General features: G+C 45.9%; 21 protein-coding genes. 11 read left to right on the top strand and 10 right to left on the bottom strand.

What is annotated here, in order from left to right; genetic code table 11:
* Window positions 1-129: 129 nt before the first annotated feature.
* From NFI81_RS11710 to NFI81_RS11695, 4 genes are all read right to left on the bottom strand, one after another.
* Window positions 130-1,167 carry a hypothetical protein gene (locus NFI81_RS11710; RefSeq protein ID WP_234612256.1) on the bottom strand — a complete coding sequence of 346 codons (1,038 nt, stop codon included), beginning with the start codon at window positions 1,165-1,167 and terminating at the stop codon, window positions 130-132.
* A gap of 78 nt (window positions 1,168-1,245) precedes the next feature.
* Complete coding sequence (locus tag NFI81_RS11705; protein WP_234612257.1) at window positions 1,246-1,686, bottom strand: carboxymuconolactone decarboxylase family protein; 441 nt, start codon at window positions 1,684-1,686, stop codon at window positions 1,246-1,248.
* 107 nt (window positions 1,687-1,793) lie between these two features.
* Window positions 1,794-2,108 (bottom strand): helix-turn-helix transcriptional regulator, encoded by a 315-nt coding sequence (locus tag NFI81_RS11700; protein WP_234612258.1) that lies wholly within the window; start codon window positions 2,106-2,108, stop codon window positions 1,794-1,796.
* Window positions 2,105-2,443, bottom strand: coding sequence for a type II toxin-antitoxin system RelE/ParE family toxin (locus tag NFI81_RS11695; protein WP_234612259.1), 339 nt, complete (start codon window positions 2,441-2,443; stop codon window positions 2,105-2,107). Before NFI81_RS11695 ends, NFI81_RS11700 begins: the two co-directional genes overlap by 4 nt.
* Before the next feature lie 186 nt (window positions 2,444-2,629).
* Between NFI81_RS11695 and NFI81_RS11690 the strand changes: the two genes are divergently transcribed.
* The 7 genes from NFI81_RS11690 (at window position 2,630) to map (ending at window position 8,864) form a co-directional block, all read left to right on the top strand.
* Window positions 2,630-3,718, top strand: coding sequence for a sensor histidine kinase (locus NFI81_RS11690; protein ID WP_234612260.1), 1,089 nt, complete (start codon window positions 2,630-2,632; stop codon window positions 3,716-3,718).
* Complete coding sequence (locus tag NFI81_RS11685; protein ID WP_234612261.1) at window positions 3,715-4,470, top strand: LytR/AlgR family response regulator transcription factor; 756 nt, start codon at window positions 3,715-3,717, stop codon at window positions 4,468-4,470. The genes NFI81_RS11690 and NFI81_RS11685 overlap by 4 nt, the downstream gene beginning before the upstream one ends.
* Window positions 4,471-4,595: 125 nt before the next feature.
* Window positions 4,596-5,369, top strand: coding sequence for an AraC family ligand binding domain-containing protein (locus tag NFI81_RS11680; RefSeq protein ID WP_234612262.1), 774 nt, complete (start codon window positions 4,596-4,598; stop codon window positions 5,367-5,369).
* A 69-nt stretch (window positions 5,370-5,438) separates the two neighbouring features.
* The gene (locus NFI81_RS11675; RefSeq protein WP_234612263.1) at window positions 5,439-6,539 is read left to right on the top strand and encodes a sensor histidine kinase; all 1,101 of its coding nucleotides are present in this window, start codon (window positions 5,439-5,441) and stop codon (window positions 6,537-6,539) included.
* Window positions 6,536-7,294: a LytR/AlgR family response regulator transcription factor gene (locus NFI81_RS11670; protein WP_234612264.1), complete on the top strand. Its 759-nt coding sequence runs from the start codon at window positions 6,536-6,538 to the stop codon at window positions 7,292-7,294. Before NFI81_RS11675 ends, NFI81_RS11670 begins: the two co-directional genes overlap by 4 nt.
* A gap of 145 nt (window positions 7,295-7,439) precedes the next feature.
* Window positions 7,440-7,997: a restriction endonuclease subunit S gene (locus tag NFI81_RS11665; RefSeq protein WP_234612265.1), complete on the top strand. Its 558-nt coding sequence runs from the start codon at window positions 7,440-7,442 to the stop codon at window positions 7,995-7,997.
* A gap of 102 nt (window positions 7,998-8,099) precedes the next feature.
* Window positions 8,100-8,864 (top strand): type I methionyl aminopeptidase, encoded by a 765-nt coding sequence (gene map, locus NFI81_RS11660; RefSeq protein WP_234612266.1) that lies wholly within the window; start codon window positions 8,100-8,102, stop codon window positions 8,862-8,864.
* A gap of 12 nt (window positions 8,865-8,876) precedes the next feature.
* Here the strand turns inward: map and NFI81_RS11655 are convergent, their stop codons facing one another.
* The 4 genes from NFI81_RS11655 to NFI81_RS11640 all read right to left on the bottom strand — a co-directional run bounded on the left by NFI81_RS11655 (window position 8,877) and on the right by NFI81_RS11640 (window position 13,348).
* A complete protein-coding gene (locus tag NFI81_RS11655) occupies window positions 8,877-10,184 on the bottom strand; it encodes a Gfo/Idh/MocA family protein (protein WP_234614859.1) in 1,308 nt (435 codons plus the stop codon).
* Window positions 10,185-10,355: 171 nt separating this feature from the next.
* A complete protein-coding gene (locus NFI81_RS11650) occupies window positions 10,356-11,162 on the bottom strand; it encodes a 5'-methylthioadenosine/adenosylhomocysteine nucleosidase (protein ID WP_234612267.1) in 807 nt (268 codons plus the stop codon).
* A 6-nt stretch (window positions 11,163-11,168) separates the two neighbouring features.
* On the bottom strand, window positions 11,169-12,467 hold the full coding sequence (locus NFI81_RS11645) for an NCS2 family permease (RefSeq protein ID WP_234612268.1): 1,299 nt from the start codon (window positions 12,465-12,467) through the stop codon (window positions 11,169-11,171).
* Between the two features lie 77 nt (window positions 12,468-12,544).
* Window positions 12,545-13,348 carry a LuxR C-terminal-related transcriptional regulator gene (locus NFI81_RS11640; protein WP_234612269.1) on the bottom strand — a complete coding sequence of 268 codons (804 nt, stop codon included), beginning with the start codon at window positions 13,346-13,348 and terminating at the stop codon, window positions 12,545-12,547.
* Window positions 13,349-13,470: 122 nt separating this feature from the next.
* On the opposite strand from NFI81_RS11640, the gene NFI81_RS11635 reads away from it, so the two are divergent.
* The 3 genes from NFI81_RS11635 to NFI81_RS11625 all read left to right on the top strand — a co-directional run bounded on the left by NFI81_RS11635 (window position 13,471) and on the right by NFI81_RS11625 (window position 16,301).
* Window positions 13,471-14,034: an SDR family oxidoreductase gene (locus NFI81_RS11635; protein ID WP_234612270.1), complete on the top strand. Its 564-nt coding sequence runs from the start codon at window positions 13,471-13,473 to the stop codon at window positions 14,032-14,034.
* 117 nt (window positions 14,035-14,151) lie between these two features.
* Window positions 14,152-14,535 carry a hypothetical protein gene (locus tag NFI81_RS11630; protein ID WP_234612271.1) on the top strand — a complete coding sequence of 128 codons (384 nt, stop codon included), beginning with the start codon at window positions 14,152-14,154 and terminating at the stop codon, window positions 14,533-14,535.
* 131 nt (window positions 14,536-14,666) lie between these two features.
* The gene (locus NFI81_RS11625; RefSeq protein WP_234612272.1) at window positions 14,667-16,301 is read left to right on the top strand and encodes an ankyrin repeat domain-containing protein; all 1,635 of its coding nucleotides are present in this window, start codon (window positions 14,667-14,669) and stop codon (window positions 16,299-16,301) included.
* 19 nt (window positions 16,302-16,320) lie between these two features.
* On the opposite strand, the gene NFI81_RS11620 is transcribed toward NFI81_RS11625, so the two are convergent.
* Window positions 16,321-19,248: a glycosyl hydrolase gene (locus tag NFI81_RS11620; protein ID WP_234612273.1), complete on the bottom strand. Its 2,928-nt coding sequence runs from the start codon at window positions 19,246-19,248 to the stop codon at window positions 16,321-16,323.
* A gap of 101 nt (window positions 19,249-19,349) precedes the next feature.
* Between NFI81_RS11620 and NFI81_RS11615 the strand changes: the two genes are divergently transcribed.
* On the top strand, window positions 19,350-20,180 hold the full coding sequence (locus NFI81_RS11615; RefSeq protein WP_234612274.1) for a GNAT family N-acetyltransferase: 831 nt from the start codon (window positions 19,350-19,352) through the stop codon (window positions 20,178-20,180).
* Here NFI81_RS11615 and NFI81_RS11610 read toward each other — a convergent pair.
* Entirely contained in the window at window positions 20,162-22,030 is a 1,869-nt protein-coding gene (locus NFI81_RS11610; protein ID WP_234612275.1) for a gamma-glutamyltransferase family protein, read from the bottom strand. The two genes, NFI81_RS11615 and NFI81_RS11610, sit on opposite strands and share 19 nt — an antisense overlap.
* Window positions 22,031-22,218 lie beyond the last annotated feature (188 nt).

The following is a 22,218-nucleotide window of genomic DNA, read 5'->3' as shown; positions in this document are numbered from 1 at the left end:
TTAGATACTGGGTTAACCTGATGCGTTTTCCCTGTTTAGAGAGTCAAGGTGCACAAAGTTAAACGATAATTGGTCTAAATATGGATTTGAAGAAACTTTTTGAGTTGAAAATGTAAGACTAAAATGCAATCATCTCAGCAGCCCACTCGAAACAACATACCCGGAAAGCTCCTTTGCAAAGCGTTGTGCGCCTTGCTCGCTAAGGTGACAAACGTCGCAAAACGTGGCGGAATCTTTTGGCATGGCTGCTGACATATCGAAAAAGTAGGTTTTCTGTTCTAGATGGACTTTTTCCAGTATTTTATTATGCGTTTGAATGCCTTTGAGCACATTTTCAGGCTTGCCCCATGTTGTAACAGGCGACACCATATAGCAGGGCGTGAAATACTTTTTGTCAGTGGCTTTGCCCGTCAGCTTCACGCCAGTTGGGAAATACGATGCATATCTGACCAACAGGAGTGGGTCGCTTTTCTCCTTGGCAAGGCGGGCAATGGCGCTGATGTTGTCGTAATAGGAGGCCGCGGTCTTAATGTCTTTCCCGTAACCAGCATAATTGGGATCTACCTGGTCGTTGCTGATGTAATTTCGGTGTCTTAATTTGTCTTTCAGGCTTTTGTAGAGGAAATGCGCGGCGTACGGCATCACGGTAATGTTCATTTCCGGGTGCAATAAGATCAAATTTATCTCGTCATACCATTTGATATGGCTATAATCGGGATAGAACATTTGCGCTGAAATGTTGTTGGCGCGGTTCTCATTAATGGCTTCATAGTAAATCACCAGGTCAAAGTGCTGGTCTTTCAGCAACTGGTATTTAACAACATTATCCCGGGAATTATGTCCGGGCATCGCTACATTGAAGAAATTGAATTTTTTTATATTCGGATAGGCTTTCTGAAACAATGTGTCCAGCCTCATTTCCAATCTGGACCAGTGCGTGTTAACCACCGATCCTCCCAGAATGAGGATATTACGCGAATTATCCCCACGTTCAACCGTTGCCTGCTGCATGGGTTGAATGTAGGGATAATATTTTTTTTCGAGATAACTCGCTGGCTGTAAGAACGGATAGCCGAAAAATACAAGCGCTAGCCTGAAAACAAGCTCCGAAAAAACAAACAGCAGCGCAACTAGGGTAAGTGACAGGTAGAATTTTCTGGATAGCATTGAAAGGTAAGGTAACGGTGCGGCGTTACCCCAGAGACACCTTATCGCTTTCCTAACGTTGCATTAGCTCCGAATTTATTACTGGCCCGGTTGCATATGGGTGCTGACGGCAATACGGTTCCAGCCGTTGATCGTCACGATGGCCATGATAATCTGTGCCAAATATACTTGTCCAAAGGTCTCTTCTGCACGTTTGTAAAGTTCCGCATTGATGCCCTCGTTGTGGATCAAAGTAACCGCTTCCGTTAATGCCAGAATGATTTTTTCCTCGGCCGTAAACAGGTTTGATTCTTTCCAGGCGCTTAAAAGTATGAGGCGTTCCACCGTTTCGCCTGTTTTAAGGGCTTCTTTACTATGCATATCCAGACAATACGCACAGCCATTGATCTGTGACGCCCGCATCTTGATCAGCTCTTTATGGACTTTGCTTAACTGACTATTTTTCAGAAATCCTTCTAGCGAGTACATTGCCTTGTAAGCATCCGGCTGCAAAGCCAGCATATTCAATCGATTTTCCATGATCTTGTTACTATTAATGAATTGATTAACAACAAGACAAAGGTCGCAGGCAGCGATCTGAAAAAACTTAAACTGGTTTAAGAACGCGCGAACTGTTGAGAGAGAGGTCAGGCATTCATTTCAACCCTGAAATTCACTCGTGCTCCTAATGCAGCGAAAACCTTTAAAACCGTTTCCAGGCGAGCATTGGTAACACTGTTTTCCAGCTTTGAAATTTGCGCTTTTTGCACACCTACCAATTCTCCTAACTGTTCCTGCGTAAGCTGGCGTTCAATTCTCGCCGTTTTGATTGCATTTCCCAGCAAGTCAATCCGCAATTCATTCTCAAAAGCATCACGCTTCTCGGTGCCAACCACACCTATATGCTTATTAATCATTGTGTCCAGCGACACGGTTTTGAGCACTTTATTTGATTCTCTCATCGCCTTTCATTTAAATATTGCCTTCGAAGATTTTCTGCTTTTTCGATTTCTTTAACCGGTGTTTTATTAGTCTTTTTTATAATTCCATGAGTCGCAATCACTATGGTGTTATTTGCGGCACCCTCGTCCCAGAAAGCAAAAAGCCTGTAAGTTTTGCTTTGATACATTGTCCTGAACTCCCAAATGTGTTTGTTTATTTTTTTAAACAATTCCGCATCGGTTAAGTACTGAGACTTTTTAATGTTGTAGTAAATCTTCTCCCGCGCCTCTACACTTAACTCTTCCAGGAATTTAACCGCTTCCGGTAACAACTCAACTTCAAATTTTTTCTCCAATGCGTCAAAAGTAAAAGTTTCTTAATTAGGAAACAAGCGATGGTACCGCTCTTGGAGTTGAGACGTAGTGTTGGATAAGAAGTAACAGAACAGAGTAGGAATTTTTGACGTTTATGCGGACAATTACGCATTTCCGGTGAAACCGAAGATTTATACTTACTTTTGAAAAAATGCTATTCAAATAATATGCGGCCTTACATTCTTGGTAAGAAATGGTTGCTCGGCTTCGCACTCGCAATTGTCTACATCCCCTTACGAACATTCATCAATGTCCAGCAGGACTTTTGGAACACCATATTTACCAAATTACCGCTCTTTTGCATTGAAATCCTGATCAGCACCATTTTTTACACAACCTGGATCTATCTTATTGACTGGTTTCTGCAAAAACTGGCATTATTCACCGGCAGTGACAAGTCGTCGGAATTTAAAATAACCAACCAGCTGATGACGCTGCTGCCGGCTGTTGCGCTCGCGCTGCTCTTCAATCTGATACTGATTTATACCTGGGGTTTTATGAATTCGTACTGGACCCACATGCCGAGGCCGATCCTTCGCGGCACTTCCTGGTCTGAAATAGGAATGGTGAAATGGAGATCGAACCAGGCGTTGACCATCCTGGCGTTGCTTGCAGGTTACTATTTATGTCTGAGTAATCAGGTGCAGGAAAAGTTGAAAAGGTTATTGGTTGACTCGGAGAAGCTGGCGAAGGAAAATATGGCAGCGCGTTTCCAGGCGCTGAAAAACCAGATCAGCCCGCATTTTTTGTTTAATAACCTGAGTGTTCTGGCATCGCTTGTGGAATCGCAGCCGGAGAAATCGAGCGAATTTATCCAGCAGCTTTCACTTGCCTATCGCTACATTCTCAGCCAGGCGGAACTGCATCAGATTAGTTTGAAAGAGGAGATCAAGTTCTTGGAAACTTACACCTTTCTCCTGCGGACGCGGTTCAAAGAAAAAGTGCGTATGGAAGTGAACATTGCACCGGAAGATCTCGAAAGGTTTTCCATCATTCCACTCACATTGCAGCCATTGATCGAAAATGCGGTGAAGCACAATACAATGTCTGCCAGCAATCCGCTAACGATCAGGATATTTATCCAAAACGAAATGCTGGTGGTGTGCAATCCTTTGCAGCTCAGGCAATTGAATGAGTCTTCGACGAAGCTAGGCCTACAAAATATTGAAAGCAGATATAAGCTTTTACAAAACAAACAGGTAATTGTTGAAAAAACCGACGCTCATTTTGTCGTTAAAATTCCATTGCTGTCATGAATGTGCTCATTGTTGAAGACGAGGAACTGAGTGCGGAGCGCTTGCAAAAACTGATTTTGGGGATCGATCCTTCCATTCAGGTGCTGGCCATTATCCCCTCGGTCCTGGAAACGATTGCTTACCTTGAAAATGATGCGAAAATCAAACCTGACCTCATTTTCCTGGACATTCACCTCGAAGATGACAATGGTTTCAGGATCATTGAAAGCCTTAATCTGCTGATCCCCGTCATTTTCACCACCGCTTTTGATGAATATCTGCTGAAAGCATTCAGGGCCAACAGCATCGATTATCTTTTGAAACCCATTAATCCGCTGGAGTTACAGGCTGCACTGGTGAAGTTCAGGAAGTTATCAGCCATTTCCCAGCATAGTCAAACGGTTGTGCCGGTGGATGTGGCTGCTAATGAGCCATATAAAGATCGTTTCTTGTGCACGGCGGGTCCACGGATCTTTACCTTTAAAACATCGGAGATCGCCTATTTCACCATTGAAGAGCGGGCCACGTTTCTGAGGCTTTACGATGGGAGGCATTTCGCGGTGGAGTATAGTTTGGAAAAATTGTCACAAATCCTCGATCCGGGCCATTTTTTTCGCATTAACCGCACCCTGCTCATTTCAATCGATGCTATCCGCGACATTCACACCATTTCAGCGGGCAGACTGAAAATTGAGCTCAATCCGGCTCCGTCGCAAGAGGTGAACGTGAGCCCTGACCGCATTACGGGTTTCAAAAACTGGCTGGGAAGATAGTGCCTCCAAATGCTTCTGCATGCATAAATGGCTTTTCAGGATTCGATAATTGACCTCCGGACACAAAAATTTTTACGATAAGTTATGAATAACAAAATTGGAATAGCATTACTCCATTTTGTATCATGCCACCCATTAAGTTTACAGTCCGCAAGCGTTTTCATTTGCTTCAATGTAAAACCCGCACGCTGGATTCCGGCCGGGAACATCTTGCGCATTACCGGCTCATTTTTGTGATATCCGGGGAAGGAAAATTCGTTTTAAATCGCGAAATCCATTCTTATTCCAACGGTGGCGTCATTTTTCTCGAACCGGACCAGCAACCCATGTTTCAGGAGGATAGGGGAACGGAGATTTTGATGATTGCATTCGATACGCATTTGGCGGACGATTTTCAGCGAAAAAAAGCATACAGTCCGGATTTTGCGGACATCTACAAACAGGTTGAGAATTTGTGTAAAAACATCAGGCTTATCCAGGGAAAACCTGTTAAAAATGATCGGGATGCGCAGACCGTCAGTTACTTAGTCAACCAAATTTCATTTGAGCTTTCACAGCAATCATCCTCATTCATTAAACTTATCCGAAGCAGCATTGAGCTCATCGTGACGATTTTGGCAAGGAATAATTTCGAATGCAAAAAGGCCGAGGAAAAGCCTTTGCAGCACAATCTTTCGGAATCCATGATCGGATATGTCAAAAGTCAGATCCAGCAGAATAAGAGCATTCGGATAGGGGAACTGCTGATGAAATTCAATATTTCCGAAGAAGCGGCCAACCTATGCATGCTGAACCACACCGGCATGTCGCTGCGTAACTTCATTTTCAAATACAAAGCCGATCTTTTTAAGAGCAGAATGCTGAAAATGGATATTTCGGAATTTTCGGCGCGGTTATAAATTGAATGTTCCAAAGATTTACGAATTTCGGAAATGCGGAGCGAATAACCTTCGCGATCCGTGTTCATTATGCGATTGATTTCAACCTCAAATCTATTTTCAAAACAAGAGTGGCAACTTGCAGCCGGGATCGTGTGCATTTACCTTCCCGTGCGGATCTTCGTGAGCAACACGGTGCTTTCCGGCGAAGTAATTTTAAGCAAAGCGCCACTCTGGCTTGCCGAATTCCTGGTTAACCTGCTGTTTTTCAGACTCTGGATTTTCATTATCGGCGCTATACAATATTCTTCGGGCAGGCTTAATTTATCCCCGTTCAAGTTGCCGAGGCGCTTGTTTACGTATGTTGTAGGCTTGTTTCTGGCGATTCTTTTCAATTTTGCCTTCATATTCCTATGGTTGAATATGGAGAAATTATTGGCGCAGCAGCTGCATATCACCATTAAAAGAACAGAACAGGAGACGCAGCCTTTCCATCTCCAGCAAAAAGCCAAGGCTAACACGGCATTGACGGTGATGGCTATGCTTGCGACAATTTATATGGTTTCCGTCAAACGCAGCAACGAGCAATTGGAACAAGTGAGCCTGCGCGCGGAAAGGCTTGAAAAAGAGAATTTGCAAACGCGTTTTCTTGCACTGAAAAACCAGCTGAGCCCGCATTTTCTTTTCAACAGTTTGAGCATCCTTACTTCCTTAATCGAAAAGAACCCGCAGCAGTCTGTGTTGTATGTTAACCGGTTGTCAAAATCCTATCGTTATATCCTGGATCATTCCGATCAGGAATCGGTAACATTGAAAACGGAGCTTGATTTCATTAATGCTTACGTTTTTTTGCTAAAATCGAGGTTTGAAGAAAAAATGCAGGTTAACATTGAAATCCCGCAAGCGGCTCTGGATCAATATAAAATTGCTCCGCTAACCTTACAATTGCTGATTGAAAATGCAGTGAAGCATAATCAGATGTCGCTGGAAAATCCGCTGTTAATCACCATCGAAATGATTGGTTACCAGCTCGTTGTGACTAATCCGGTGAGGAGAAGGAACGGGGTCCCGGCTTCGGCAGAAATTGGACTGCCTAACATTATCCGCAGATATGGCCTGCTTACCAATGAGCCCGTAACAGTTTCAGAAACAGACGATTTGTTTATTGTGAAAATTCCTTTGCTAACATGAAAGTATTGATCATAGAAGACGAAGGCCAAACAGCCGAGCGCCTGGAAAACCTTGTTCATAAGTATGACAAAACAATTCGTGTGATCGACAAAATTCCGTCTGTCGAGAAAACATTGGCATATTTTGCAAAAGACGATGCTGAGCTTCCCGATTTGATCTTCATGGATATTCACCTTGAAGATGACCTCGGTTTTCGGATTTTAGAAGAGCTGAAACTGACCATTCCCGTTATTTTTACTACGGCTTTTAATGAATATGCGTTGAGGGCTTTCAAAACATTCAGCATTGATTATTTACTAAAACCGATTGATTACCAGGAGCTTTCCGATGCCATTGACAAGTTCAAAAGCATAGTGAAACCAACATTGGCAACAGACCGTTTGGACCAGTTTCTTGAAAATTATAGGCAATCCACTTACAAAGACAGGTTTATGGTCACTGCGGGCACCCGCTTGCAAAGCATTTCGGTTGCGCAAATTGCCTATTTCTCCTATGAGCGGAAAACCACGCTGGTTAACACGGCCGACGGTAAATTTTACAGCCTGGATTACAGTTTGGAGAAGCTTTTGGAAATGGTGGACCCCAGGCAGTTTTTCCGGGTCAACCGCACGTATGTCGTTTCAATGCCTGCTATCCGCTCGATAAACCAACACCCGAGGGGCAAAATGGTTGTCGAAATAGAGCCAAATCCGCGTAACGAGGTTTGCGTGAGCATTGACAGGATCACGGCTTTTAAAGAATGGCTGGGCAAATAGCGCTAACCTGGATTTTTCAGATCGAAAAAATAGCCAGTTAAACTGAAATTGCAGGCATTCGGCGGCAGACTGTGCCCCTTTTTTAGCCATTCGGGCTATCTTTTGTATCGCTTTGATAAACGGGCGGATACATTTGAAGACTGGAATGAGCGCGCAATTATTTGAATCCACAAGCTATTTTGACCTCGCAGACTGCGAATTGGTGGAACTGGGCGCTGTGGCCAGCATGACCACGGGCTGCCAATATCCGCAATTTGAGTGGGCGGATGAAGATTTGCAACCATTCGCGCTCATTGAAAAGATCGCGGGTGGCAACATTATGCTGGGAGAACCCAGGTTTATGCGTGTTTCCGAGCGTGAGAAATGGAAGTTTGGATTCAGGCAGGGTGACATTATTTTTATCCATAACAGCAGTCCGGCGCAGCTAGGCAAATGTGTCCTGTTCGATCTTCCAGAATTCGTTCTGCATACAAAATATCTGCGTTTGGTCGCGAACGAGCATATAAGCGGCAAATTTCTGCTGTTAATGCTGAACAAGTTACGCTCGGAAGGCCGGTTTCACCGTATTGCAAAACAACGGGGCCATGTTTCCTACATTACCATCGACGATCTCAAAAAACTGAAAATTCCTGTTCCCGGAATCGAGGACCAGAAACAGCTGCTCGAAATGTCCGAAAGTCCCTTTCGCCTGTCTGCCATTTAGCCTTATCTCAGCTGATTTTTTGATATTTGTATTTGAGTAAGCAATTTGTCTGCTTATGTTAAAGGTGAAATTGGGGCACGGAATTAATTTAAAGTTTGGATTATGTCGATTACCAAAGAAGAAGAATTGAAAGGAATGCAACGCGCGAGCGAAGTTGTTGCATTGATTCTCAAAGAGATGACGCGTTTTGCGAAGCCAGGAATATCAACCAAAGAACTAGATAATTTCGGGGCTGCGCTTTTCAAAGATCTTGGTGCCAAGTCGGCGCCGAACCTGGCCTATGGGTTTCCCGGCTGGACTTGTATTAGTGTCAATAATGAATTTTGTCATGGCATACCAACATCTCAAACGGTGCTTCGCGACGGTGACCTGGTTAATATCGATGTTTCGGCAGAGGTGAATGGTTACTGGTCCGACAATGGCGGATCATTTGTTCTGGGCCCGGACAAGAACGGGCATCAGCAGCTTGTGAATGCTTCCAAAGAGATCCTGAAGAAAGCCATCAGCAATATTAAGGGAGGCGTTAGGATCTCCGATATTGGTTTTTTAATTGAAACGGAAGCAAAAAAGCGCGGCTATAAGGTGATCAAAAACCTGAACGGTCACGGGATCGGGAGAAGCCTGCATGAGGAACCTTCGGAAATAGCCAATTATCGCGACCGTTCTAATACAAGGCGCTTTAAGAAAAATTCAGTGGTAGCCATTGAGACATTTATTTCAACGCGCTCGACGCTTGCAGTGGAGTCGGGGGACGGCTGGACAACGGTAGGGGATAAGGGTGGCTTCATGGCGCAACACGAGCATACGATCGTGGTGACCGACGGCGCACCAATTATTTTAACACATAGCAATGATATTTGGGCGTAACGCGAGCAAGGATTATCCCTTCGGCATTTTATAGCCGTTGTGGTAATCCTTTTCAATCAGCTTGTTAGCGTCGGAGTCGTTGAACTTTCCTTTCTCCTCATTCCAATCCATTTTCTTTCCTGTGCGATAGGCAATGTTGCCCATTTGCGACAAGATCGCAACATCAGCACCGACCTGGATAGGCGCGTTTAAATCTTCTATTTTTCTGGACTGAATGACGTCAACGAAGTTTTTGGCATGAAGATCCAGGCCATTGTCGGACGATTTTTGAAATGGCACTGCTTCCATTTTTTGTGCCTGCGGCACCACTTCCCAGCCTCTTCGGTCCAAAATAAGCGTTCCGTTTCCGCCCATGAATGCAATACCGTGCTCGCGGTTATAAATGCCGGCCCCATAGCCAATCGCGTGTTCCCATTGAATGTTAAAGCCGTCAAATTCGTAAACTGTGGTGAGTGTATCCGGCGCATCCACCCCGAAATTCAGGACCATGCCACCCGCAGCGGAGATGCTTTTTGGCGCACCTGCTTTCATTCCCAGCAAGGCATAATCCAGCAAGTGAACGCCCCAGTCGGTCATAATGCCACCTGCGTAGTCCCAAAACCATCGGAAGGTGCCGTGAAAGCGGTTTGTATTGAAAGGCCGTTTTGGAGCGGGTCCAAGCCACATATCATAATCAACGCCTGCGGGTGCTGCGCTATCGGGGATGGCTGATATAGGGGCGCCGTAATTGAAATATCCCCAAACTTTGACCAACCCAATTTTTCCCAACTTTCCTGAATGTACAAATTCAATAGCGTCCCGGAAGTGTTTCTGGCTCCTCTGCCATTGTCCCACCTGCACCACGCGCTTGTAACGCTCCTGCGCAGCCACCATAATCCGGCATTCCTCAATTGAATTACCGATCGGCTTTTCAACGTACACGTCTTTTCCTGCCTCGCAAGCCTCCACCATCATCAGGCAATGCCAGTGATCCGGCGATCCGATCACGACAGCATCAATGTCCTTGTCTTCCAGCATCTTACGGTAATCTCCGTAAGTTTTAACCTTCATGCCCTTCGCAGCAAGTTCGGCCGCACGCTTATCCAGTACATTCCTGTCCACATCACACAACGCAACACATGTGACGCCAGGATTTTTAAGGACAGCATTCAGGTCAGCCCAGCCCATTCCATTGATCCCGATGGCCGCCACGCGAATGGTGTCGGCGGGAGAAAAAAACTTTGGAAATGCGGATAGGGAAGAAGGCAACGCCGTCGACAGCCCTGCGCCAGCCATCATCGCCGAAGCCGAGCTGATAAATTTTCTCCTGGAAGTCATCATGATGGGATCAAAAGAAATGTTCAAGTCAAATAACAGAATATTCTAATTATAAAGAAATATAATGCTACATGATTTGCTTTTACCTGTAATCCTTAGACGTGTAGACCTGTCTGTGAATATCCGCACATCCGGGTGTCGGACAAAGTTTTCATCCAAAAATGAATAGGCTTATTACATTTTCCCAACCAAGGCCATCACCAGCGTGGCGGCATTGTGCGCTGCAATATCGTAAAACGTCATGATGTCATTTTGGGCCTTATCGTTCGCGTTATCGCTGAGGCTGCGGATGATCAGGAACGGCGTATTTTGCTGGTAACACGTCTGTGCAATGGCTGCGCCTTCCATTTCGGTGGCTGCGGCATTCAGTTCTTTGCGGAGTCGCCGTGTGATGATTTCAGAAGATACAAACACATCGCCGGTAACAATTATGCCTTTCTTAACTGCCGGTTCAAAGCTGCCATTTCCTCGTTTGATTTTGGAAAATGACAAACCCTTCGACACAGCTAATGCTTTCTGTACCAATGAGCTATCGCAAATAAATGATCGCGGGTTTTCCAGCATCGTCGCCGGGTTTTTGGTAGACCAATATTGCATTCCGCTGTCTTCTGCCATGCCGTAGTCGTGGTAAGTTACGTGCGTGCCAATCACAATGTCGCCCGGGTTAAGGGTTGGATCGATGCCGCCGGCAATGCCCGAAAAGATAATTTCCGTTGGTTTGAAATGCTCGATCATGATCGTGGTGGTAATGGCAGCATTCACTTTACCGATCCCCGTTTGAGCGAGGACGATCTGTCGGCCATTCAATTTCCCTTTTGTGAAACGGATTTGTTGTATGATGGTGTCTTTTTTATCCTCCATTTTGCTTTGCAGCAAAACCAGTTCAGGTGGGAAAGCACCAAGCACACCGGTCACGTTTTGGGCATGAATGCTTAGAATTTGGACAAGTAAAAAGAGAAAAAGCAGGAGTGATCTTTTCATAAAATTTTAGAGAGTGAGCGCCAGAATGGCAAAAATATCAATGATCCACAGCGCAAGACTAATCTCACGGATCTTGCCTGTGGCAATGTGCAATGCAGTCCAGCTCAGAAATCCCCAGATAATTCCCTGTGTGATAGAATAGGTGAACGGAATGAGCACCATCGCAAAGAATGCAGGAAACGCCTCACTCAGGTTCCCCCAGTTGATTTTCACGACCGGTTTCATCATAAAAACGCCGACGAGAACGAGCGCCGGCGCAGTTGCAATGGCTGGAATGGCACTTAGTAACGGGGACAAGAATAGGAATGGCAGGAATAAAATGGCGCCTGCAACGGCAGTAAGGCCCGTTTTGCCGCCTTGCTCAATGCCCACGGCAGATTCAATGTAGGCTGTGCCGGGGCTGCTTCCTACCAGTCCGGCAATGGTTGTTGAAAATGCGTCGGTAATAAGGGATCGTTTGATATTTTTTGGTTCACCGTTCTCGTCCAGCAGATTGGCAGCTTCGGCCAGCCCTACGAATGTGGACAGGCTGTCGAACATATCCGTGAAAACAAATGCGAGAATGATGGGCGCGAGGCTCCATTTGAGTGAATTGACGAGATCGAGTTGAAAAATAAGGCTGAAATCGGGCTTTGAAATAATGTTGGTAATGTTGATGATCGTCTCCGTTCCGCCCCACCATCTGCCGATAGGCCAGGCCAGTAAGCTCGTGAGCACAATGCCAATGAGAATGCTTCCTTTCACTTTTCTGATCAATAAAACCACGGTAATCAGCAGCCCGGCTGCGAATGTGAGCGAAGAGGCATTCAACTTACCCAAACCAACCATCGTCGCGGGATGTGCAACGATAAATTTCGCATTGGCAAAACCAATCAATGTGATAAAAAGGCCAATCCCGGCTGCTATCGCGAACCGCAACGATTTTGGAATAGCCTTTACAATATATGCCCTAACATTGAAAAACGACAATAACAAAAAGAAAACGCCTGACCAGAACACCGTTCCCAGCGCGACCTGCCAACTCAGTTTTTCGGTGAAAACGGCTGTGAATGTAAAAAAAGCGTTCAGCCCCATTCCCGGCGCAACGAGGATTGGATTGTTTGCATACAATCCCATCATTAAGCTGCTGAAAAATGCAACCAGGATCGTGGCGGTGAGCACGGCCGAAAATGGCATGCCTGTCTGGCTTAATATGGACGGATTGACAACGATAATGTATGCTGTTGCCAGAAATGAGGAGATCCCCGCGAGAATTTCAGTTGAGAACGAAGTGTTGTTTTGCTTTAACTCAGCAGCGGAAAACATAGCGTATCGGTTTATTTCAAAGATATTGATTACGCTTTGTTTAAAAAAATAGCATGGCGGACTAAATCACCGCGGCATCAGATCAAGCCATTCCGTTTGGCCATGTTCACGGCCTCTATGGAATTATCGGCGCGCAGTTTTTCAAGAATGCGCTGCCGGTGCGTGTTTACCGTATGCACGCTGATTTCCAGGAGCCCCCCAATTTCCTTACTCAGTTTTCCGGCGCTGATCATTTTAAGGACTTCTAGTTCGCGATCGGTTAAGCTGCCTTTTTCGGTTGGTTCGGCAAGATGGATAAGCTCACCTGTATGAAAATTATTGATCTGATATTTCACGCCCTGCATATCGGTCTGGTTTGGTGAAATGTCGATCACACCCAATGAAAGCCAGATATTTCCCAGCGCATCTTGCTCCAAAATTTGCTGTTGCTCGATCACGTGCATATATTTTTTATGGCCATTCAGAATCCGGTATTCACTCACCATCTTATATTGTTTCCTCGCTTCCGCTGGCACATTCATAATGAATTGCATGGCTTCATAACCGTTCTTTTTCAGTTCTTCCAGATCATCGGGATGGATCTTGCTGTCGTAGACTTCGTTGTTAATGTTGGTTTGCAGCTCACCAATTTCGTATCCGTAAATCTTGTAAAACTGTTTGGAAGTGAAAATATGGATATCATTCTGCATATCATAAACCGTGACGCCGCTGCTGCTTAGCTGGGCCATTGTGCGGATCATAGCGAGCTGCTTTTCGAGCACATACTGTTCGGTTCCGTCGAATTGAAATGGCTTTTTTCCCGGATCGTCAGCCGAATTTGTATGCGGGCCAAAGCCGGTTTGTGATTTGGTTTGTAATGATAAATCAGTATTTCGTTTCATTTTGAAGCTGTCTTTATTTGCAAAAGGTTTTGGAATGCATTGAATGGCATCGGTTTGCACGGGTGTGACAACTTCAAGCGTGTTTACCTTAAAACGAGCTGGGATTTTTTTGAAAACAAACTATGAATTTTTCTGTAATCAGAAGCGCGGATACGCTTTGGGGAAGCGCCGCGGCCATGGAACTGGCGATGCAAAAAAGACATTTGATCCTGCTGGGCAAGGAGCTTCCGGCATTGGAATCATTAAGACATAAAATAGAAAAACATGCTGGCGTCCACGTGCAGCATTTCCAAACAGACGACGCGGTAACGCAAGATATTATTTCCGTTTGCGACCATATCAACATGCATTACGAGGTGGATCTGCTGTTCAATTTCGCAGAAATCGGTTTTGAGCAAAAACTGGAAGACTTCGACATTCACCAGCTGGATCGTAAACTGAAAGTAAGCCATGCAGCCGGAACATTGTATCTGCATCAATTGCTGCCCAACCTGCTTTTGCACGGCAATGCGCTCGTAATGCAATTTTGGTGCTGCGCTGCTCCTATGCAGCCCTGGCAGGAGGCTTTGGTGAACTATAACCGGCATTATTCCGAATTTTTAAACAGTGAATGGAGGGAAACAGGGTTAACCATTAAGAATTTTACTGTGGAAGTCCCTGGGAACGAGCCTGTATTGATGTTTTAGGCAAAAATCGGTGTCATGAAATGGTAACCAATTGGCGTCTGCGGGTAAACCCGGGGCGAAGGATGAAATATACATTTGTATCATTCAAATGAATCATTCATCTAAACAATTAACAATATGAAAACGCTTAAAAATGTAATGCTGCTTAACGCTGTCAGTTCAGGTGCAACGGGGCTGGGGCTGATCTTCTTCCCCGATTTTTTTGCCTCACTTTTCGAAATCAAAAGCACGGTTCCTTTTGTTGAAACCGGAATTTTCCTGGCTGTTTTTGCGACGTTGGTGTTTGCGGTTGGAATAAAAAATCCTATCAATGCAGGTGCGGTCCGTTTCGTTATCGCGCTGGATACGCTCTGGGTGATTGCCAGTTTTACAGTCGTTTTGTTTCAAATGTTCAGTCTGTCGCTAATCGGATACTTAATGATAGCAGGCGTAGCATTATGGGTGGCGGCAATGGCTTATCTGCAAACGGCTGGTGTTAAGCAACTAACAGTCTCGAAATAAAAACAAGTTTCTTTCCACGCAAAAACTGGTGAGGACACCCAAATAGAATCCGTTACTGTGTTTTCATTTTAACCCAAAAATTGCTAAACTTCGGGTGTAGTTTACTCTTTTACAGGATCTTAAAGTTCGCTATGACCCGACCCGATGCGCTCAGCAAAAATGAACGGCTGTTCTGGTCAACAGGATCAGGAACGGACGTTTGGGCAATGTTCTGTGCGGCTAAAAACGGGGATCTTGAAACGATAAAATCATTGTTGCAAAAAGACGCATCGCTGGTCCGCGGTGAGTTTGAATATCGAACACCCATGGCTTTTGCAGTTCAGGAAAACCAGCTCGAAGCAGCAGCTTACCTGCTTGCGCACAAGGCAAGTCCCGTAAAGTCGGGCACCGACGACACATTGGTACAGATCGCCTGCGACCGCGGTTATGGGCAAATGCAACAGCTTCTGGAATCCGCCATGGCGCAGGAAAAAGGGTCGTGGCAAGGGAATGAAATTGCTGACGCCATCCGGCATCGCAACCTTGAAAGGGTGGAGCACTTGTTAAATGTTTCAGAAGATTATCTGCATGCGCGGGACGATAGCGGTAACCAACCGATTCATTGGGCGGTCATGAGCAGGCAGCCTGACATGATTAGTTTATTGCTGTCTAAGGGAGCTGACATTCATGCACAACGACCCGATGGCGCACGTCCTATCCAGCTCACCAACGGGGATTACGCATATCGGGGCTGGCGCGATGTGCCCGAAGATGCCGTCAAGCCCCATGAAATTTATAAAATCCTGCTCGCCCATGGCGCTTACCTGGACATCTGCATGGCGTCGCTTAAAGGCGATGAGGTAAGGGTTCGTGAATTGTTGAATGATGATCCGTCCCTGGCCAACCGCGTTTCGGATTATGTGAGTTATTATCCTGGTTCCGGCGCGCCGATCAAAAATGCCGCCATGGCGGGGCATATCAACATTGTGAAATTGTTGCTGGACAATGGTGCTGACCCCAATTTGCCTGAGGAAGGCATTGCGCCAAAAGGCCATGCATTGCATTCGGCGGTGGTTTATGGTCATCACGAAATTGTAAAGCTGCTGTTGGATCACGGCGCTTATCCCAATGTCCCGATTGAGAGCTCGGCAGATACATTGTCTGCCGCAATCAACCGGGAGGATAAGGCAATGGTGGAACTGCTTTGTTCTTACGGAGCGGCACGCGAAATACATTTATTGGCCTATTATGGTGATATTCAGACCGCTGCGGCGGTTTTCGCAGCTAATCCCGAAAAAGCCAATGATCCCGAAGCGCTTGAAAATGCGGCCAGCGAGGGCAATGACAGTTTTGTCCGGCTAATGCTTCGTTATCAGCCGGAACTGCCCAAAAGAATTGCCGTCGGCGTAAAGAGCAGTGGGCCCGACGAACCGACCAAAAGTCGGGAACTGAGCGAGTTGCTTTTCCAGCATGGAATGAATCCGAATTATACCAACTGGCTTAATGTCAGACCAATGCATCGTTTTGCAAAAAGGGGTGATCTGGATAATGCAGCGATCTTCATATCGCACGGCGCCGAAATCAATGTTCTAGATGACGAGCTTTGCTCCACTCCGCTAGGCTGGGCAGCTAAATATGGCAAAACAGAAATGGTCAGATTTCTCCTTGAAAAAGGCGCCGATCCAAATTTGCCGATTGATAAGACATGGGCGCAGCCTATATCCTGGGCAAAAAGCCGTGGGCAACATGAAATTGTGTCCGTGCTGGAAGCTAAAAGGTTTGTTTAGTGTTTTCCAGCATAGCATTTTACAGCTTTTTGAGAACGACAGGCCCGACCAGGCCCGCTGGAACCGTGGTTTTTTCCTGTCCCTTGAATTGGAGATACAACGGATTTCCTTTCACTGCTTCACCAATAAATCCATTGCGGCGGGACGTTACCACTTTCACTTCGATCTCGTTTTCACCTGCTTTCAATAGTTTGGTAATATTTAATTCAAAAGGTGTAAACAGCCTTTTGCCAGCGGGTTTCCCATTAATGGTGACTTCGGCCGTGTAATACACTTTGCCTAAATCGAGGAAATAATTGGCGTTTGGTTCCATATTCTGCACAGTGAACTTAGAGCGGTAAATGCCTTCACCGCTTGTGAATTTTAAGTCCTCAATTTGCCGCCAGTCTTTCAAATTCTGATCGTTCAGATTGGTTTGGTCAACTCCTAATGTCCAATTTTCAACTTTTACGATTTCAGAAGCTTTTCTGGAAGATGCAATGGGCTGAGAAAGGATATTTTCTGGTATTTTCTTTGAAGTTGCATACAGGATTACGGATCCATAGGGCGCAAGGTCATACGTAGCGGTTGCTTGTCCTTTAGTCAACTGACCTGTTTCGGCGTTCAGCCAATAGTATTCCCTGAATTCTGAACCGATTTTTAATTCCAATGTCTGCCATTGATCCGATTTATTCCAAAAGAAGCGAACTTCACTTCCATCTTTCATTTCACGGACTATCTGCCGTGTAAAATCCATCTTTCCGGTAAAATTGATTTTTTGCACAATGCTTTTATATGGTTTTGAATCCCACTTTAAAGCCGTTTTCTGGCCGGCAGTTTCCTCCATGATTTGTTTCACAAGCTTATCATTTGCATCAAAATCGTGATAAGAAGGCTGTATTTCGGGCAATGCGCCGTCCATCCACACGGACGCGCCGGCTTTGGCGATTGTGTTTATTTTTTTAGCCGTATTGAGATCGATAAATGGCAAGTTGGCCACGATCAGCGCCTGATAATTGTTGCCGGCAATGGCAAAGTTCTTACCAATTAAAGTCGCTTTTTGAAGCGATTCATCATTCACAAATTCCCAGGTTATGCCATTGGCTTCCAGCTCATTAATGATCGGCCAAAGTTTTTTGTACCAACGGTTAATGCGCGTATCCGGCGCTTTAAAAACACCAAATCCCTGGATGTCGGGCTCGATGCCTTTCAGATAACCGCGTTCCAGGATTTCTTCCGGATTCGTCGCAAGTTGATCCTCCGTAAAATCGATGAAAGGCATGTAAATGAGCACATCTGTTTTTGGCTTGCCCGCCCGTAATGCATATTGGCAGCGCGCGAGATACGCGTTGATCTGCTTGACATCCTTCCAAAAAGGATCTGTTTCATTCATACCCGTTGAGAAATTCACAAAAGGCAGAAAAGGCGATGACCAGGTGTTCCAGCCTTCCGGGCCGTACTCGCCATTGTTGTATTTGTAGGGTGTGCCGTGGTAAATAAGCTGGTTAATGCCGCAAGCCAGCGACTTGTCCGCCCACATTTTGATTTTTTGCGGCGTGGTCATTTCGGCCCTCAAAATCGACACAAATGATTCCTGGGTAATCACAGGTTTGTTATTTAAATGCGCACCGGATGTCACGAGTTTTAGATAACCCTCCGAGCCCTCTGCAAATAATTGCTCAGCTTCCGGAATGTCCGCAGATCCCGCAGCGCCAATAACATCAATCGGGAAGCCGTAGGCCTGCGTGCGGTGCAACATTCCGCGACTACCCAGCCAGCCGTTAGAAGCACCGATAAAGTTTTTCTTAAAAACCTCATTAACGGTTCTATCATAATCATGCATCATCCGCCAGTTGTCTTTTTCGTTGAAAACCACAGGAGGTTTCGCGTCGACATACATATTGGCGAGATAAACGGGATGATCGTAGCCTTTCTGGAACAAGGAAGCGAGATAAGGTGTAATGTCATAACCATTCAACGTCCGGAATTTTTCCAGAAAATCGGGCGAAATGATCCGGTCTGTATGGAATTCGTAACTATCATTAAAAATGGCGCGTATGGGCTTGCCGTGATATTTGTTCAGTCCGGTCCTGCGGCCTAGCAAGTATTCATAAGTTTTGGTTACAACCACGGGGTCCAGATGATCGATTACATAGTTGTTTTTTTCGGATGCAATAAGAGAGGGCTTTTCGCCGGAAGGGATTTTCCAGGTTACGACAATCTGCCATTTCCCATCATCCGGTGCTTTCCAGTCCAGCGTCCCGCTTTGAATGTTTTTAGTTAGATCGACAATCGTTTTAGGATCAAGAACAGTTTGATGATCAGTTACTTTTTCCACCTTCGCGGCGATGATGCTCAGTGGAACCGCCCATTTATCATCGACAAAATTCTTAGTCATCATTGCCGCCATCATGCCCGTCGCTTTTGGTGCGTGATTGCCCGGTTTGGGAAGCGGAGCTTTAAAACTCTGACCCGCACCGAGTATTGTATCAGACACTGCGAGCGTTTTCATGCTTTCTTTTGGATCGAAAAATGATCCGCCCAGTGGCCACCCGCTGCCGCCGTTCATATCCACAATCACCTTTGACTTTTTTGCCTGTTCCATTAAGGCCGCGATATGTGCATAGTAGGAGGGTGTATCCCAGCTATAAACGCGGTCGCGTTGCCCCTTTGGCGCTTTTGGGTTCAAACCTTGCGTGAGCGGCTGCACTTCTACGCCCGCGAAACCATTGTCAGCAAACATGCGGATCTCCCGTTGGAGCTCGTCGCTGGAAATGTCATTACCTGGGAGCCACCAACGCGTCAAAGGCCCGTAAGCACGCGGCGCACTTTGAAAAACGGCCGGATCGAAATCGTAATAAGGAAACCAGTCCTTTTCTTTGGCTTCTTGAACCGCGAATGCTGTGGAAAACGCTATTATTGTAATGGAAATCAGGCAAATGAGCAGGCGACTGTATAGTTGTCTCATTGTGATAGTCATAGTTTTAATAAATATAATAATATTTAACAAACTTTGTTATCATCGTGCAATTCCAAAATAAAGTGTCGGCGTAACCTATTTCAAAGCACATGGATGATAGCCAGCAACCTTCATTCTCCCATGCGGAACCAGTTCTTTCAGTTCACAACGTGGCTGAAACTATAAAATACTGGCAGGACGTGTTGGGTTTTCCCAACCAATGGACCTGGGGCGACCCGCCTACGCACGGCGGAGTTTCATGGCACGGCGCGTTTGTCCAGTTTTCGCATAACCCAACATTGGCCGCCACCCAACACGGGCATTCAATGTGGATCCGGGTGCGGAATATCGAGTTGCTTTATCAAATACATCAGAATAATCAGGCTGAAATCACGATGCCGTTATCAAAGCAGATTTACGGGCTTACCGAATATGTGATCAAGGATAATAATGGATACTATATAACCTTTGCTGCTCCGACAAACTACAAAAAAGGTCGTTCCGAAAAATTACCGGACAACGTTAGCATTCTTGTAAAAAAGCCAACCGTAACCCAATATCGTAGCTTATTTGAAGCCGTAGGCTGGTCCAACAATGCAACCGATGAAATGTTGCAGACGCAGCTTGACTTCATGCAAGCGACCGTTGTCGCAGAAAACTCTGACAATGGCGATGTAATCGGCTGCGCATTGCTACTCGGCGACGGGTTTAGTTTCTATTATGTAAAAGATGTCATGGTCCACCCCGACTGGCAGGGAAAACGCGTTGGCACTGCAATCATGCAGGAACTCACGCGCTGGCTGGATGAGAACGCGACAAACAAAGCCATGGTGGCGCTCTTCTCGTCCGAACACCTAGCTCCATTCTACCAGCAGGTCCATTTTGCGCCTACATTCGGAATGATGCGTATCATTGACCGCGATCACCAGCCAATGCCGTAATCCTCGCCATGGTTGCTTGATCCACCCCAGAAACTTTTATGCTGCCAGTCAAAATAAATGGCATTGATGGGACCGCTCGTTCTTGGCTGGTAATACAGTTTATAGCCCATTCTGGAAAGTTCTTTCCTCGACCAATCAGGCATTGCCTGGTTCAGGATCAGGCCTCCCGGTTCCTTTTCATGTGCTCCAAAACTCGCGTACATCTGCAATGTTTTGAAACTTGGCGCCTCGGTTGCTTCCTGGACTGTCATTCCAAACTCTACTACATTCAAAAAGAATTGAAGCAGCAATTGATCCTGCTCATCACCAGCCTGTTTTGCGAAGGAGAGAAATGGCTTTCCATCTTTGAGTGCAAGGCTTGGCGTCAATGTTACCCGGGGGCGCTTCCCTGGTTCCACAACATTAAATGGATTTTCTTTCGGATCCAGAACGAATGACTGCATACGTTGACTTAATCCCACACCTGTATTACCTGCAATGCACGCAGGCACCCACCCGCCGCTAGGCGTAATGCTCACAACCCAGCCCTCTTCATCCGCTGCTTCAACGGAAGTGGTTCCGGCTGTGAATTCTTCCATATATTTCTCATTCAATCCATTCGCATTGCGGTTGAGCGAAGCATGGAAGTTTCCCCAGGATTTGATCTGATCGGCATATGGATTTTTCTTGCCCTCAAATGGATATGGATCTCCCGGAAGCGCCTTGGCATCATTCGTTTCCCAATTAATCTGCTTGATCCTTTCCTTGGCATATTCTTTTGAAAGCAAACCTTTCATCGGTTCTTCGGGTGCAAAAGCCGGATCACCATAGTAAAAGTCACGGTCGGCAAAGGCCAAATTCATTGTCTGGTACAAAGTATGCACATAACGCGACGAGTTATAACCCATACTTTTCAGATCAAAATTTTCCAGCATGTTTAATGTTTGCAGCAAAACCGGTCCCTGTGTCCATTGCTGCATTTTATAAACATCAATGCCCCGGTAAGAGGTCATCAGCGGCTCTTCGATTTTGACTTTCCAGTTCGCCATATCCTGTTCTGTGATCAGGCCGCCCTGTTCCTGGGTTCCTCTGGCGATTTCCTTGGCAATGTCCCCTTTGTAGAAACGATCATAAGCGGCATAGATGGCATCCTTTCTGTTTTTGCCTTTTTTCAATGCTTCCTGCTCCGTATCGACCAGTTTTTGGAGCGTTGCCAGCAGGTCCTTTTGAACAAAAATCTCACCGGCGTCCGGGGCTTCCCGCTTCGATCCGAGATGGGGGAGAAACACTTTGGTCGAGTAAGGCCATTTTTTAATTTCGCCTTTGTCGCGTTCAATGGCATTGGCGGTCTGTGCTTCGATCGGATATCCTTCTGCCAATTGCATGGCTGGTGCAAGCACTTCTTTCAGAGACATGGAGCCGTATTCCGCCAGCATTGTCATTAATCCGCCAGCCGTTCCGGGCGTTGTTGCAGCCAGAGGGCCGTACTCGGGCGGATATTTCATGCCCTTGTTCTTGAAAAAATCGGCTGTTGCACCAGTTGGCGCTACACCAATCGCATTAATTGCGATCACCTTCTTCGTCTTCGGGTTATAGATTAAAGCCTGCGTTTCACCGCCCCAGCTCAATACGTCCCACATGGTACAAGTGGCAGCCAGCATGGCACAAGATGCATCAATAGCATTTCCTCCTTTACTGAATATCATCGCGCCTGCCGTGGCGGCCATCGGTTTGCCGGTAATGCCGATCCAATGTTTTGCGTGTAGCGGCGGCTTCTGCGTCGTAACGGGGAAGTTATTAAAAGACTGCCCATTCGCTGTAAACGTAGCAATGACCAGGATGAATGATTTGAAAAGGAAATTTATTTTCATAAAGGTAGCTGGTTCAGGTTTTGGCGACGAGTGATACTGAATCACCACATCATCCTCTACGCAATTTAAACATTTACTCTTTGCAGAGCCGCGCCCTTTTATATTTTTGTTTGAACCATCAACATTGTTTTAACCATCGACGTTGTTCGAACCATCAACATTGAATGTTGTTCATGACGCGCCACCCT

The organism is Dyadobacter fanqingshengii (genome assembly GCF_023822005.2).
Lineage (GTDB): Bacteria > Bacteroidota > Bacteroidia > Cytophagales > Spirosomataceae > Dyadobacter > Dyadobacter fanqingshengii.
This window is presented reverse-complemented; position numbering and strand designations above follow the sequence as displayed.

Excerpts from the sequence above, each read along its gene's own strand:
- NFI81_RS11640 (WP_234612269.1), bottom strand. The coding sequence starts at position 13,348 with ATGAAACGAAATACTGATTTATCATTACAAACCAAATCACAAACCGGC.
- NFI81_RS11700 (WP_234612258.1), bottom strand. The coding sequence starts at position 2,108 with ATGAGAGAATCAAATAAAGTGCTCAAAACCGTGTCGCTGGACACAATG.
- map (WP_234612266.1), top strand. The coding sequence starts at position 8,100 with ATGTCGATTACCAAAGAAGAAGAATTGAAAGGAATGCAACGCGCGAGC.
- NFI81_RS11665 (WP_234612265.1), top strand. The coding sequence starts at position 7,440 with ATGAGCGCGCAATTATTTGAATCCACAAGCTATTTTGACCTCGCAGAC.
- NFI81_RS11680 (WP_234612262.1), top strand. The coding sequence starts at position 4,596 with ATGCCACCCATTAAGTTTACAGTCCGCAAGCGTTTTCATTTGCTTCAA.
- NFI81_RS11620 (WP_234612273.1), bottom strand. The coding sequence starts at position 19,248 with ATGAGACAACTATACAGTCGCCTGCTCATTTGCCTGATTTCCATTACA.
- NFI81_RS11710 (WP_234612256.1), bottom strand. The coding sequence starts at position 1,167 with ATGCTATCCAGAAAATTCTACCTGTCACTTACCCTAGTTGCGCTGCTG.
- NFI81_RS11705 (WP_234612257.1), bottom strand. The coding sequence starts at position 1,686 with ATGGAAAATCGATTGAATATGCTGGCTTTGCAGCCGGATGCTTACAAG.
- NFI81_RS11690 (WP_234612260.1), top strand. The coding sequence starts at position 2,630 with ATGCGGCCTTACATTCTTGGTAAGAAATGGTTGCTCGGCTTCGCACTC.
- NFI81_RS11625 (WP_234612272.1), top strand. The coding sequence starts at position 14,667 with ATGACCCGACCCGATGCGCTCAGCAAAAATGAACGGCTGTTCTGGTCA.
- NFI81_RS11630 (WP_234612271.1), top strand. The coding sequence starts at position 14,152 with ATGAAAACGCTTAAAAATGTAATGCTGCTTAACGCTGTCAGTTCAGGT.
- NFI81_RS11650 (WP_234612267.1), bottom strand. The coding sequence starts at position 11,162 with ATGAAAAGATCACTCCTGCTTTTTCTCTTTTTACTTGTCCAAATTCTA.
- NFI81_RS11655 (WP_234614859.1), bottom strand. The coding sequence starts at position 10,184 with ATGATGACTTCCAGGAGAAAATTTATCAGCTCGGCTTCGGCGATGATG.
- NFI81_RS11615 (WP_234612274.1), top strand. The coding sequence starts at position 19,350 with ATGGATGATAGCCAGCAACCTTCATTCTCCCATGCGGAACCAGTTCTT.
- NFI81_RS11675 (WP_234612263.1), top strand. The coding sequence starts at position 5,439 with ATGCGATTGATTTCAACCTCAAATCTATTTTCAAAACAAGAGTGGCAA.
- NFI81_RS11685 (WP_234612261.1), top strand. The coding sequence starts at position 3,715 with ATGAATGTGCTCATTGTTGAAGACGAGGAACTGAGTGCGGAGCGCTTG.
- NFI81_RS11670 (WP_234612264.1), top strand. The coding sequence starts at position 6,536 with ATGAAAGTATTGATCATAGAAGACGAAGGCCAAACAGCCGAGCGCCTG.
- NFI81_RS11645 (WP_234612268.1), bottom strand. The coding sequence starts at position 12,467 with ATGTTTTCCGCTGCTGAGTTAAAGCAAAACAACACTTCGTTCTCAACT.
- NFI81_RS11635 (WP_234612270.1), top strand. The coding sequence starts at position 13,471 with ATGAATTTTTCTGTAATCAGAAGCGCGGATACGCTTTGGGGAAGCGCC.
- NFI81_RS11610 (WP_234612275.1), bottom strand. The coding sequence starts at position 22,030 with ATGAAAATAAATTTCCTTTTCAAATCATTCATCCTGGTCATTGCTACG.